At 68.1% G+C, this 13,818-nt stretch carries 11 protein-coding genes; 10 read left to right on the forward strand and 1 reads right to left on the reverse strand.

Annotated elements, in window-relative coordinates:
* The first annotated feature begins 13 nt into the window (after positions 1-13).
* From KJ554_10740 to KJ554_10755, 4 genes are all read left to right on the forward strand, one after another.
* Positions 14-1,318 (forward strand): insulinase family protein, encoded by a 1,305-nt coding sequence (locus KJ554_10740; protein MBU0742812.1) that lies wholly within the window; start codon positions 14-16, stop codon positions 1,316-1,318.
* A 32-nt stretch (positions 1,319-1,350) separates the two neighbouring features.
* Positions 1,351-2,712, forward strand: coding sequence for a Trk family potassium uptake protein (locus KJ554_10745; protein MBU0742813.1), 1,362 nt, complete (start codon positions 1,351-1,353; stop codon positions 2,710-2,712).
* A gap of 65 nt (positions 2,713-2,777) precedes the next feature.
* Positions 2,778-3,452 (forward strand): TrkA family potassium uptake protein, encoded by a 675-nt coding sequence (locus KJ554_10750; protein ID MBU0742814.1) that lies wholly within the window; start codon positions 2,778-2,780, stop codon positions 3,450-3,452.
* A gap of 194 nt (positions 3,453-3,646) precedes the next feature.
* On the forward strand, positions 3,647-4,294 hold the full coding sequence (locus tag KJ554_10755; protein MBU0742815.1) for an OmpA family protein: 648 nt from the start codon (positions 3,647-3,649) through the stop codon (positions 4,292-4,294).
* Positions 4,295-4,366: 72 nt separating this feature from the next.
* Here the strand turns inward: KJ554_10755 and KJ554_10760 are convergent, their stop codons facing one another.
* A complete protein-coding gene (locus tag KJ554_10760) occupies positions 4,367-5,536 on the reverse strand; it encodes an aminotransferase class V-fold PLP-dependent enzyme (protein ID MBU0742816.1) in 1,170 nt (389 codons plus the stop codon).
* Between the two features lie 198 nt (positions 5,537-5,734).
* Between KJ554_10760 and KJ554_10765 the strand changes: the two genes are divergently transcribed.
* The 6 genes from KJ554_10765 (at position 5,735) to gcvPB (ending at position 13,818) form a co-directional block, all read left to right on the forward strand.
* Positions 5,735-6,424, forward strand: coding sequence for a peptidylprolyl isomerase (locus tag KJ554_10765; GenBank protein ID MBU0742817.1), 690 nt, complete (start codon positions 5,735-5,737; stop codon positions 6,422-6,424).
* 10 nt (positions 6,425-6,434) lie between these two features.
* Entirely contained in the window at positions 6,435-9,266 is a 2,832-nt protein-coding gene (gene uvrA, locus KJ554_10770) for an excinuclease ABC subunit UvrA (protein MBU0742818.1), read from the forward strand.
* A 104-nt stretch (positions 9,267-9,370) separates the two neighbouring features.
* On the forward strand, positions 9,371-10,561 hold the full coding sequence (gcvT, locus tag KJ554_10775) for a glycine cleavage system aminomethyltransferase GcvT (GenBank protein ID MBU0742819.1): 1,191 nt from the start codon (positions 9,371-9,373) through the stop codon (positions 10,559-10,561).
* Between the two features lie 12 nt (positions 10,562-10,573).
* Positions 10,574-10,951, forward strand: a complete 378-nt coding sequence (gene gcvH / locus KJ554_10780) for a glycine cleavage system protein GcvH (protein ID MBU0742820.1) — start codon at positions 10,574-10,576, stop codon at positions 10,949-10,951.
* Between the two features lie 7 nt (positions 10,952-10,958).
* Complete coding sequence (gene gcvPA, locus KJ554_10785; GenBank protein ID MBU0742821.1) at positions 10,959-12,320, forward strand: aminomethyl-transferring glycine dehydrogenase subunit GcvPA; 1,362 nt, start codon at positions 10,959-10,961, stop codon at positions 12,318-12,320.
* Positions 12,313-13,818 (forward strand): aminomethyl-transferring glycine dehydrogenase subunit GcvPB, encoded by a 1,506-nt coding sequence (gcvPB, locus tag KJ554_10790; GenBank protein MBU0742822.1) that lies wholly within the window; start codon positions 12,313-12,315, stop codon positions 13,816-13,818. Before gcvPA ends, gcvPB begins: the two co-directional genes overlap by 8 nt.

Here is a 13,818-nt window from a genome sequence, read left to right on the forward strand (position 1 = left end):
GCGGTTCCGAGACATGAACCTCGGCTCCTACACGCACGAGACACCGCCGAGGCGTGAAGTGCTGGACAACGGGGCGGTCGTCCTGACCGTCCCGGTGTCGTCAGCTCATTCCGTCGCCCTCGGCGTCTGGCTGCGGCGAGGCACCCAGGACGAGCCGGTCGGCCTCGGCGGCCTGGTCCACTTCCTGGAGCACATGGTCTTCAAGGGTTCGCTCACGCGCAGCGCCTTCGAAATCGCCTGTCTCTTCGATGGCATCGGAGCCTCTGTCGACGCCTTTACCACCAAGGATCACGTCGCCTTCATCATCAACGTGCTGCCCGAATACTTCGGCGAGGCCAGCGCGGCCCTCGCCGATATGTTGCTGCACCCGGCTTTCGACGAGGAACTGATCCTGCTGGAGCAGGAGGTGGTCTGTGCTGAGATCCAGGAGGCACGCGACAATCCCGAGGACCTGCTGAACGACGCCTTCGTGGCGCGTCTCTACGGCGACCACCCCCGCAGCCGTCCCATCCTGGGCTCGCGCGAGACGGTGTGCAGCTTCGACGCCGAGCTCCTGCGCCGCGAGCACGCGGCGCTGTTCACGGGACCGAACCTGGTCATCTCGGTCGCCGGCAACATCAGCGAGGACATGCGCCGCTGCGTGCTCGAGCATTTCGGGCCCGCCTCCCTGCCGGAAGACCGGCCTTCGTCTTCCCGGCCCGTCGTGCAAGATGCCGCCTATGCAGCGGTCAGCGAGGTGATGGCCGACGTCCGGTTGCACGACCGGAGGCTGGACATCCCGAGTCCGCTCCAGCAGTGTTACTTCGAGATCGGCAACCTGGGGGTGCACTACCGTCATCCCGACCGGATCCCGCTCGGCATGTTGTGCAACATCCTAGGGGGAGGGTTGTCGAGCCGGATCTTCCAGTCCGTGCGCGAGCGCGAAGGGCTGGCGTATTCGATCTACAACTACACGGACATGGGACGGGAAGTCGGTCTCGTGAGCTGCGCGGGCTCGTGCTCCCCCGAGAAGCGGGACAAGCTGGAGGCGCTGGTCAGGACTGAGTACCAGCGCCTGCTCGGCGGCGGCGTGTCGGTCGAGGAACTCGACAGCAACCGGGCCCAGATCAAGTCGCAACTCGTCTTCTCCCTGGAGGGCGTCACGAACCAGATGATCCGCGCGGCCAAGGATGAGATCTATTACGGTCGCTTCCTGCCCGTGAGCGAACTGGTCGAACTGGTCGATGCCGTCGATCCGGCTGCCATCTTGCGCTGCGCCGGACTCTACTTCGACCCGGAAGGCCTGTTCACGGCCGTCCACGGTCCCGTCGCGATGTAGCCACGAACGCTCGCGACAACCCGAGGAGGGGGATGAAGCGCCGGGAGCTCAAGAGGCAACTGAGGATCAGGCCCGGTTCTGCCTTCGTGCTCGGTCTGGGCGCCGTGATCACGGTCGGCACTCTGGCCCTCGCACTCCCCGCCGCCGACCCCTCGGGCGAACCCGTGCCGCTGCTCGACGCGTTGTTCACCGCGACCTCGGCCGTCTGCGTCACCGGCCTGATCGTGCGGGACACGGCCGTCGATTTCACACCCTACGGACAGGTCGTGATCCTGGTCCTGATCCAGCTCGGAGGCCTGGGCGTGATGTCCGTGGCGGGCACGGTCTCCCTGCTGCTGGGGCGCGGCATCGGCCTGCGGGAGTCCAGCCTTTTGCGCGATCTCTTCGAGGGACAAGTGCTGAGGGAGTCCCGACAGATCCTTCGCTTCATCGTCGGGTTCACCATCATAGCCGAGGTGCTGGGCACCGCCGTTCTCTACATCGGCTTGGCCGACAGCATCCCCGCGCGGGGCGACCGTCTCTGGCACGCCGCTTTCCACGCGGTATCCGCCTTCTGCAACGCCGGCTTCTCGCTCAACTCCGATTCCCTGGTCTCGCAGGCGGGCGACCCGCTGGTGGTGGACGCGGTGGCGGGGCTCATCATCGTGGGCGGACTGGGTTTTCCCGTCGCGGCCAACCTGCGCGGCTGGCTGCTGGGCAGGGCCCGCGCCGGACGGAGCCGTTTCCGACTGTCCGTGCAGGCGCGCATCGTGCTGCTGCTGACGGTGGTCCTGCTGTGCGGCGGCACCATGCTGCTGGCCGCGCTGGAGTGGCGCGGCGCCTTCGCGGGCGAAGGGATCCCGGGCAAGCTCGGCCTGGCGTTCTTCCAGTCGGCCACCGCGCGCACGGCCGGCTTCAACACGATGGATCTGGCAAATCTCTCCGGCGCCTCCCTGCTGCTCCTCATAGTCCTGATGTGCGTGGGGGCCGCTCCCGGTTCCACGGCCGGCGGCATCAAGCTGACGACGGTCGCGGTGCTCTGGGCCAACCTGAGGGCGATTGCCAAGGGCGGCAGCGCGCCGCACCTCTTCGACCGCGAGATCGGCGCCTTGACGGTCCGCCGCTCCTTCATGATCCTGACCACCTGGATCACGACGATGACCGTCGCGCTCTTCGTGCTGCTCGTCACCGAGGGCAGAGGCCTGACCGAGACGCTGTTCGAGACCGTGTCGGCCATGGGCACCGTGGGCCTTTCGCTCGGCCTGACCCCCGAGCTGTCCGGAACCGGCCGGGTGATGGTCGTCCTGTTGATGTTCCTGGGCCGCCTGGGGCCCCTCGCGGTGGCGTACGGACTCGTACGACCCGCCCGCGAGCACGCGGTCCGTTTCGCCGAAACCGACCTGCTCGTGGGCTGAGACGGATAAGATGATATCGGCCCGCAGCGCACGTACGCGCGCAGAGGGCCGGGAGAGGATTCGAGATGAAGCGAGTCGCGGTATTCGGCCTGGGACGCTTCGGCGACAGCGTGGCCCGCACGCTGCACGATGAAGGCGTCGAGGTGCTCGCGGTCGATCGGGACCGCCATCTGGTGGACAAGCTCAAGGACCACGTCTCGGTGGCCGTCTCCTTCGACGCCACCGATCGGGAGAACCTGGAACGGTTCGAGATCGGGCACATGGACGCCGTCGTCGTCGGCATCGGCGACCATTTCGAGGCGAGCGTCATGGTCACCCTGCTCTGCAAGGAACTCGGCGTCCCGCACATCATCTGCAAGGCGCTGACGCCGGACCAGGCCAAGGCCCTGCTGAAGATCGGCGCGGACCAGGTCGTCCAGCCCGAGCACCAGATGGGAAGGTGGCTCGCCGAGAACATGTTGCGCGATTCGGTCGTCAACATGGTGGAGCTCCCCGAGGGCTACAGCCTGGCGCGCATCCGGGTGCGCGAGTCGTGGTGCGGCCGGACTCTTGCGGAACTGCGGATGCTGAGTGACGCCCGGTTGAATCTGATCCAGGTCCACCGTCGGCCGCAGACGACGACCGGGGAGCCGAAGCGCATACCGCTCCCGAGCGGGAATTTCAAGCTGCTGGAAGGCGATGTGCTGGATGTGATCGGAGAGAACGGTATTTTATCGACTTACGAGTTCGTCAACCACTAGGCAGCGCTCTTCGCCGGGGCCAAAAAGTGCTTCCCCTCGATGTCGTTCCAGGCTACATTGTGGCAGATTCTCCGCCAGGACCGTTATTTGCATACGCATCGGCCCGACGGGAATGGATGCGATCAAGAGCGGCCTGTCCAGCGCGGAGGGAGCCGCGCGCGATGTTTGCCGCCATGGCAAAGGAGTGACGAGACATGCTTTTCTCGAAGCGATTCGTCCTGTTGACAGTGCTGGTCCTGGCTTTTACGGCGACCTGGGGATGCGCACCGTGCAGCGATTACAAGGAGCTTCTCACGGAGCGCGACGCGACGATCGTGGACCTGCAGGCCCAGGTCGCCGAACGCGAGGCGACCATCGCCGAAGGGCAGCAACTGGCCAACGATCTCCGCGAGCAGATCGCCCAGGTGGAGGCCGAGAAGGACGTACTCGTCGAGCAGCTCGGCGAGGTGGTGACGGTTACCATCCCCGACAAGGTGCTCTTCGCCTCCGGCCAGACCATGATCCTCGACACGATGGTGCCCACCCTTGAGGCCCTGCGGAACGCGATCAACGAGTATCCCGCCTGGGACATCCATATCGAGGGCTATACCGACAGCCAGAAGATCTGGCCGGATTTCCAGGAAGTCTGGCCAACCAACTGGGAGCTTGGCGCCGCCCGCGCCGCGGCCGTCACCCGCTACATGACAAACTCGCTGGAGATGGACGCCATGCGTTTCGCCGTGGTCAGCTACGGCCCCTTCCACCCGATCGGCGACAACATGACGACGGAGGGCCGCAAGCAGAACCGCTTCGTGCGCATCGTACTGCACAAGCCGGAAAGTCTCTGGGCACGCAACCGGTGACCCCCGGGCCTCTCGAAAGCGCAGGGGCCGCCCCATGGGCGGCCCCTGCGCTTTTTCGGCCACGTGCCGGGTCTATCTCGCCACTGCCGTCCGTGCCAGTTCGCCCATCGCCGCCACGGCCCGGTCGATGTCATTTTCTTCGTTGAGCGGACCGATACTGAAACGCGCCGTACCCAGGTCGTGCGTGCCGATGCCCGCGTGGGCCAGGGGGGCGCACTGCAGCCCCGTGCGCACGATGACGCCGTGGTCGACGTCCAGACGCTGGCCGATCTCCTCGGGGGACATGCCGTCGAGGGTGACGCTGATCACCGGCGTGTGGCGGCCGTCCGCGACCGCGCAATGCAGCTGCAAGCCCGGCAGGGCGGAGAAGCCCTCGCACAACCTCGCTGCCAGCGCCTTCTCGTGTGCCGCGATGGCTTCCAGGCCCTGCGCCATGACCCACGCCAGACCGGCGCGCAGGCCGGCGATGCCCAGCGTGTTCAGGGTGCCCGCCTCCAGGCGGTAGGGGTATTCCTCGAGGTGGGTGAGCTGCCGCGAGCGGACGCCCGTGCCGCCCCAGCGCGTGCTGCGCAGATCGATGTCGGGCCCCACGGCGATGCCGCCGATGCCCACCGGGCCGAGCAGCGACTTGTGGCCCGTGAACGCGAGCATGTCGATGGCCATGGCATCCATGTCGATGGGCACGCAACCGGCGGTCTGGGCGGCGTCCACCAGCAGCGCCACGCCCCGCTCGCGGCAGATGGCGCCGACGGCGGCGACGTCCTGGATGGTGCCGAGCACGTTCGAACCGTGGGTCATGGCCACCAGACGTGTCTCTGGCCGGATGAGATCGGCCACCGCCGCCGGATCCACGAACCCATCCTGGCCGAAGGGCGCGAGATCGAAGCTGATGCGGTTCTCGCGGGCCATCTCGTGCAGGGGGCGCAGCAAGGAGTTGTGCTCCAGGCAGGTCGAGACCACATGGTCGCCGGGGCGGCAGAAACCCTGCAGGCACAGGTTGAGCGAGTCGGTGGCGTTCGAGGTGAAGACCAGCCTGCGTGCATCGCGCGCCGGATTGTTGAAGAATTCGGAGAGCTCTGCGCGCGTGGCCTCGATGACATCGCCCGCGGCCACGGCGGCGTCGGCGCCCGTGCGGCCCGGGTTGACCCCGTGGCGGCGGTAGAATTCGTCCATCGCCGCGTAGACCGTTTCGGGCTTCGGATAGGAGGTCGCTGCGTTGTCCAGGTATGCCATCTCTTCCACGATTGCTTCTCCTGGGCCCCGGGCCGGTCGTGAACGGGAACGGCTTCAATGATGGTATGTTGACGCTCTTCCGGCAAGTCGCACTGCAGGCGTTGCCCTCGGCGTCCGGACGTGTTATGCATGAGGGTCGGTGACGGCCGCGCCGCTTCCCCGTCTCTACGCGAAAGGACAACCGAGATGCCAAGGTTCGCCATTGCAATGCTCGCCTCGATCCTGCTCACGGCCGGTGTTGCGTCGGCGGCCGACACATACGTCCGCCTGTCCACCGACGCGGGCGAGATCCTCCTGGAGATGAGCCCCGAGCTCGCCCCGAGGCATGTCGAGAACTACATCCATCTGTGCCGTTCCGGCTTCTACGATGGCACGGCCTTCCACCGCGTTATTCCGGGCTTCATGATCCAGAGCGGCGACCCCAACACGAAGGACGAGGACCGCGGCAACGACGGGCAGGGAGGTCCGGACTGGGTGGACGTGCTGAGCTCCGAGGAGATGGCGATGGTGGCGGAGGTCAACGACATGCTGTCGAACAAGGGCTACGTGGGATTCGTGGACAAACCCATGATCAAGGCGGAGTTCAATGCCGGCCACCACCGGCGCGGCACGCTCTCGATGGCGCGGTCGCAGAGTCCGGACTCGGGCGGCAGCCAGTTCTTCATCTGCGTGGCCGAAGCGCTCCACCTGGATGGCAAGTACACCGTGTTCGGACGCGTCGTGCTGGGCCTGGATACCGTGGACGAGATCGTGTCGGTCGAGCGGGACCGGCACGACAACCCCCTGCAGCCCCTGCGCATCAAGCGGGCGGAGGTGCTGACGGGGCTCGATGAACTGACGGACAGCGAACGCGCTGCGGTCGCCGAGACGACCGCCGCGCCGGCAGTGATAGAGTAGGCGGGAAGCCTTGGCGTCTGACGCGATCACCATCAAGGGCGCTCGGGTTCACAATCTCAAGAACCTCGACATCGAACTGCCCCGCCACAAGCTGGTCGTGATCACCGGTCCGAGCGGCTCGGGCAAGTCGTCGCTGGCCTTCGACACCCTCTACGCCGAGGGGCAGCGTCGCTACATCGAGAGCCTGTCGAGTTTCGCGCACCAGTTCCTGGACCAGCTGCCCAAACCCGATCTGGACCGCATCGAGGGCCTGTCGCCCGCCCTGGCGATAGACCAGAGGGGGCTGGGCGCCAATCCCCGCTCCACGGTGGGCACGATCACCGAGATCGCCAACTATCTGCGTCTGCTCTTCGCCCGCTGCGGCGACGTGATCTGTCCGGACTGCGGGGTGCCGGCCGGCGCGTTGCCCCTCTCCGCCATCGAGGACAGCATCGCCTCGCAACCCGCCGGCACGCGGTTGTGGATCTTGGCTCCGGTGGTGCGCGGGCGGAAGGGCGCGCACCGGAAACTGCTGCAGGACCTGGCCCGGCAGGGCTACGTGCGCGCGTTGGTCGACGGCGCGCTCTGCGATCTGGACGAACCGCCGCGGTTGGCGTCGGGCAGGCGGCACGAGATCGCGGTGGTCGTTGACGGACTCGTGAATCGTCCCGGCGTGAAAGAACGCCTGTCGGAAGCCCTCGCGAGAGCGGTGGGTCTCTCCGACGGCACGGTCCTGGTGCGCACGGGCGATGGCGGCACGACCCTCTACAGCCGCGAGGCCGGCTGCCCCTCGTGCGGACGCAGTTTCGCCCCGCTGGAGCCGCGACTGTTTTCCTTCAATTCCCCGACCGGCTCCTGCCCGGCCTGCCAGGGCCTGGGCAGCCAGCCGACCATCAGCGTCCGCAGCCTGGTGCCCGATCCCGGTCTCACCCTGGGCGGCGGCGCCGTGTCGTATCTGCGGGGCAAGGAGTCGGGTTGGCTGTATACGCAGGTGGAGGCCTTCGCGGGGGCGCTGGGCTTCTCGATGCACACGCCCTGGGGTGAGCTCGCCGAGACGGCGCGCGAGGTCCTGCTGCACGGCATGTCGCCGGAGATCGAGGCGTCGCTGCGAGAGCACAAGCACTACGACGCCTTCCTGCGGGACTGGGCGGGCCTGGTGCCGGAGCTGCTGCGGCGCCACCGCGAGACACGCTCCGACAAGGTGCGCTCCGGCATCTCGTCCCTGTTGACGGCCGAGTCGTGTCCGGTCTGCGACGGTTACCGGCTCTGCGCGGACGCGCTCAGCGTCCGGGTGGACGGCCTGCATCTGGGCGAGGTCGGCGAGCTGGCCCTGACCGACCTCCTGTCCTGGTTTGCGGGGCTGTCCTTCACCGAACCCGTCAGGATCGCCGTGGCGAAACCCATCCTGGAACAGATCACGGCGCGGGTCCGCTTCCTCTGCGAGGTCGGCGTGGGCTATCTGAGCCTCTCGCGCGGCGTCGGCTCGCTATCCGGCGGCGAGGGCCAGCGCGTGCGTCTGGCCACCCAGGTGGGTTCCCGTCTGACCGGCGTGCTCTATATCCTCGACGAGCCCAGCGTCGGCCTCCACCATCGCGACATCCACCGCCTGATCGGCATCCTCGGCAAGCTGCGCGACCGCGGCAACAGCGTCGTGGTCGTGGAGCACGATCTGGACATCATGCTCGCGGCCGACCACCTGCTCGACCTCGGTCCCGGTGCCGGCGAGCACGGGGGGGAAATCGTCGCCCAGGGCACGCCGGCGGAGGTGGCGGCCAACCTGCACAGCATCACCGGCTCCTACCTGGCCGGGCGGCAGGGGGCGCTGGGCCCCGTACCCGTCGCCGGCGGCGCAGAGCCGGAGGCCTGGCTCCGCATGCACGGGCTGACCAACCGCAATCTCAAGGGCATCGACCTGGAGATACCGCTGGGCCGGTTGACCCTGATCACCGGCGTGTCGGGATCCGGCAAGAGCACCGCGATCCACGACACCCTCTACCGAGAGCTGGCCCGACGCCTGCACCGCGCGGGAGCCGAATCCGGACCCTTCGTCTCCCTCGAGGGGGATGAGGCCCTGCGGTCGGTGATCCTGGTGGACCAGTCGCCCATCGGGCGTTCGCCGCGTTCGACGCCGGCGACCTACACGGGTCTGATGGGGCACCTGCGGAAGCTGTATGCGGCGACGACGCTGGCAAAAATACGCGGCTACGGGGCCGGACGCTTCAGTTTCAACACCAGCAGCGGGCGCTGCCCGATCTGCGAGGGGGCCGGCGTCAAGCGTCTGAGCATGGATTTCCTGCCCGACGTCGACGTGCCGTGCGAAGTCTGCAGCGGCCAGCGCTACGACCCCGAGACGCTGGAGGTCCGTTTCAAGGGCCGGAACGTCGCGGACGTGCTGGCGATGACGGTCGAGGAGGCGCTCGCTCTGCTGGGCGACATTCCGTCCTGTCGGAAGATCCTGGCGGTCATGGACGGAGTCGGGCTGGGTTATCTCCGCCTCGGACAGGCCGGCGCCACCCTGTCCGGCGGCGAGGCCCAGCGCCTGAAGCTGTCGCGGGAACTGGCACGAGGCAACGGCGGCAACAGCCTGTACATCCTGGACGAACCGACCACCGGACTGCATTTCTGCGACGTCGACAGGCTGATGGACATCCTGGCCCGGCTCACCGGGCGCGGCCATACGGTCATCGTGATCGAGCACAACCCCGAGGTGATCAGGCGCGCGGACTGGGTCATCGACCTGGGACCGGAAGGCGGGGAGGAGGGCGGCCGGGTCGTGGCGCAGGGGACCCTGGAGACGATACTCGCCGCGCGCGGCTCCTACACCGGCGAGATGCTGCGCGGGCTGGCCGCGCCCCGCTCATAAAGGGCCTTGGCTAACGGGACGCCTCGTCATAGATTTGGCAGCGCCGAGCCGCTCCGCGCGCAGCGGAGGCGAATCGCCGCGGTGACCCCCGCCGAGGAGCAGTGTTGAACCCGATCGACACAGAGGAACTTTCGCGAACGCCCCTGACGGAATGGCATCGTGCGCACGGCGGTCGCATGGTGCCGTTCGCGGGTTTCGAGATGCCGGTGCAGTTCGAGGGCCTCAACTTCGAGCACGCCGCCGTGCGTGAAGGGGTGGGCATCTTCGACATCTCGCACATGGGCGAGGTGCGCGTGCGCGGCGCGGGCGTCGAGTCCTGGCTGGACGGCCTGTCAACCAACCGCATCACCGGTACCGCGCCGGGCAAAGTCGTCTACACCGCCATGTGCGCGCCCGGCGGCGGTGTCCTGGACGACATGCTGATCTACCGCCTGGCCGACCACGACTGGCTGGTCGTCTGCAATGCCGTCAACCGCGGCAAGATCGTCGACTGGCTCGCCGAGCGCGGGCGCGGCGTGGCGGGAGTGGCCGCCGAGGACGCCAGCGCCCGCACGGCCATGATCGCCGTCCAGGGTCCCGAGTCGCTCGTACTGATGTCGCGTCTGGCGGCGCTCGCGGATGTGCGCGAGCGGCTGACGGAACTGGACTTCTACGCCGCCTTGGTGCTTCCGCGCCCGGAAGACGACTGGATCGTATCGCGGACGGGATATACCGGCGAGCGTGGCTACGAGCTGTACATCCCCTGGCGCGCAGCCTTGCCGCTGTGGGAGGAACTCCTGGCGGAGGGGGACGACCTGGGCGTCGCACCCGTCGGGCTGGCAGCCCGCGACACCCTGCGCTTCGAGATGGGCTACAGCCTCTACGGACACGAACTGAGCGGTGACTGGACGCCGCTGGAAGCCGGCATCGGCTGGGCAGTGCGTCTGAGGAACCGCGAGTTCGTGGGCGCCGAGGCCCTGCGCGCGCAGAAGCGCGCCGGCGTGCCGAGACGCATCGCCGGCCTGGAGGTTCACGGCGCGCCCGCCGGGGTCCGCTCCCGTCCCGCGCCCATCGCCCGGCAGGAGACGCCCGTCTTCGCGGCGGGCAAACAGGTGGGCTTCGTGACCAGCGGCACCAAGAGCCCCTCCCTGAACAGATCCCTCGCCCTCGCCATGCTGGAGACCGGCCGCGGCGAGGCCGAACTGGAAGTGGAGGTGCGCGGCAAGCGGTATCCCGCCACCGTGACCTCCGTGCCATTCCTGGCGCCCCGGGTCAAGGGCGACCCCCGCGCCGCACGTGGCCAGCCAACCCCTTGAGGAGGCAGGAGAATGACGTCCGACGATCGTATCTACAGCAAGGAACACGAATGGGTGATGATCGAGAGTAACATCGCCACCGTGGGCGTGACGGAATACGCCGCCACGGAGCTCGGCGACGTGGTCTTCATCGAACTCCCCGAACCCGGCGCCCAGGTCGGGCAGGGCGATGCCGTCGGTACGATCGAGACGGTCAAGTCCGTGGAGGATCTCTACTGCCCCCTGACGGGGGAGATCGTGGAGATCAACGAGGCCGTGCTCGACGCGCCGGAGCTCGTCAACGAATCGCCGCTGGACGACGGCTGGCTGTTCAAGCTGCAGTTCTCCGATCACGGCGAGCTGGACAACCTGCTGTCCGCCGCGGACTACGATGCCATGATCGGAGGCTGAGCCGCCCATGCCCTACACGCCGCACACGGAACAGGACATCCGCGCCATGCTCGACGCGGTCGGCTTGCCGGACGTCGAGGATCTGTTCGCCGCCATCCCCGCCGCGGTGAGGGCTCGCGCGGGGCTCGGCCTGCCCGCTTCGCTGTCCGAAGAAGAGGTCTGGCGCGTCATGAGCAACCTGGCCGCCTTTAACGTCGGACAGGACGAACTCGTGTCCTTCATGGGCGGCGGCGTCTACGACACGTACATCCCGGCCGCAGTGGACGCCCTGTCGAGCCGCAGCGAGTTCCTCACCGCCTACACGCCGTACCAGCCGGAGGTCTCGCAGGGGACGCTGCAGGTCATCTACGAGTGGCAGACATTCGTGAGCCGGCTGACGGGGTTGCCGGTGGCCAACGCCAGCCTGTACGACGGCGCCACGGCCCTCGTCGAGGCGTTGCTGATGGCGCTGGCGAAGACCGGGCGCGGCAAGGTGATCCTGCCGGAGACGCTCAATCCGCGTTATCGGCGTGTCGTCGAGACCTACCTGAAGGAGGGAGGCGCGGATATCCTGACCGCCCCCCGCGGAGCCGACGGCGCGACCGATCCGGCCGGGCTGGCCGGGCTGGTGGACGAGACGACGGCTGCGGTCGTCCTGCAGACGCCCAACTACCTGGGACGGCTCGAGCCCGTGGACGAGCTCGCGGCCGCCCTCGGCGCCAGCGGCGCCCTGCTGATCGCCCTCGTCAACCCCGTCTCACTGTCGGTCGTCAGGCCGCCGGCCTCCTACGGCGCCTCGATCGTCGTGGGCGAGGCGCAGCCCTTCGGGATACCCTGCAGCTGGGGCGGTCCGCTGCTCGGTTTCCTGGCCTGCACCGAGGATCTGAAGCGGCAGATCCCCGGCCGCGTCGCCGGACGCACCGTCGATAGCAAGGGGCGCACCGGCTACGTGCTCACCCTGCAGACGCGCGAGCAGCACATCCGTCGCGAGAAGGCCACGTCGAACATCTGCACCAACCAGGGCTTGAACATGACGCGCGCCGCGATCACGCTGGCCCTGCTCGGCGCGGAGGGATTCAAGGCGCTGGGCGAGGCGAACCTCAAGCGCGCCGCCGCCCTGCGCGCCGTGCTCGGCCGCATCGACGGTCCGACCTTCCCCTGCGAGGGCCCGGTCTTCAACGAACTGGTGGTCCGGCTGCCTGGTTCCGCCAGCGCGTTCGCGGCATTCGCCCGCGGGCACGGCGTGCTGGCCGGCATCCCCCTGGACGGTTTCGCCGGCTGCGGCGCGGGGGATCTGCTGGTGGCGGTCACGGAGCGCCGTACGGCCGACGAGATCGAGACGTACGGAAACCTGGTGCGGGATTACCTGGAGGCGCGGGGCGATGACTGACGCCAGCAAGTGCGACGAATGCGGACGCTGGGGCGCCGACCTGCAGGACAACCTGTTCGCCAAGGGAGGCGCCGGGCGCCGGGGCGTGATGCCGCCGGTCTGGCACGGCGACGACGTGGACGCCACCCTGCCCGCATCCCTGCGCCGTGCGGAGCCCTGCGATCTGCCCTCGCTCTCGGAGCCGGAGGTGATGCGCCACTACACGCGCCTCTCGATCCTCAACCACCATATCGAGCGCGGCATGTATCCCCTGGGCAGCTGCACCATGAAGTACAACCCGCGGCTCAACGAACGCGTTGCGGCCCTGCCCGGCTTCGCGACCCTTCATCCGGAGCAGGATGAGGCCGACATCCAGGGCCTGCTCTGCGCCTGCAAGCTGCTGCAGGACGCCCTTTGCGAGATCACGGGCTTCGACGCGTGCAGCCTGCAGCCGGCCGCCGGCGCACACGGCGAATTCCTGGGCATGCTGACCATCCGCGCCTTCCATCTCGCCAACGGCGACGCCGACCGCCTGGAGGTCCTCATCCCCGACTCGGCGCACGGCACCAACCCGGCCTCGGTGGTCATGGCCGGCATGAAACCCGTCACCCTCGAGTCCCGCCCCGACGGGCGCCTCGATCTGGATGTCCTGCGCGCGGCCGCCGGGCCGACGACCGCGGGCATCATGATCACCAACCCGAACACCCTCGGTCTCTTCGAGACCGACATCGTCGAGGTGGCGCGCATCGTGCACGAGGCCGGCGGGCGCCTCTACATGGACGGCGCCAATCTCAACGCCATCCTGGGCAAGGCCAAACCCGCCCACATGGGCTTCGACGTGGTCCACCTGAACCTGCACAAGACCTTCTCGACGCCCCACGGCGGCGGCGGCCCCGGCGCGGGCCCCATCTGCGTCGTGTCGGAACTGGCTCCCTATCTGCCCGGTCCCGAGATCGTGGCGGCCGACGGCGTCTACGGCCTGGTCCGCGACGAGACGGAGGGGCGGCCGAGCATCCACTCCTTTTACGGCAACATCGGCGTTTGCCTGCGGGCGCTGGCCTACATCCTGCGTCTCGGCGGCGACGGGCTGACCCGGGTCGCCGAGCGCGCCGTGCTCAACGCCAACTACCTGCGCGTGCGGCTCGAGGGGATCCTGCAGGTGGAACATGGCGACGGCTGCCTGCACGAGTTCATCGCCTCGGGCGTGGACTGGCGGGAGAAGTACGGGGTCCGCACCCTGGACATCGCCAAGCGCCTGCTGGACTACGGCGTGCATGCGCCGACGATCTACTTCCCCCTGATCGTCGAGGAGGCCCTTATGATCGAACCCACGGAGACCGAGTCCAAGGAGACCCTGGACGCGTTCGTGGAGATCATGCGCACCATTCGCCGCGAAGCCGAGGAAGAGCCCGAACTGCTCCACCAGGCCCCGCTCGTCACGCCCGTGTCGCGCCTCGACGAGGCCGGCGCAGCCCGCAAGCCCGACCTGCGCTGGCTCGGGCCCTGCAACTGCGGGTAG

This window comes from bacterium (assembly GCA_018814885.1).
Taxonomy (GTDB): domain Bacteria; phylum Krumholzibacteriota; class Krumholzibacteriia; order LZORAL124-64-63; family LZORAL124-64-63; genus JAHIYU01.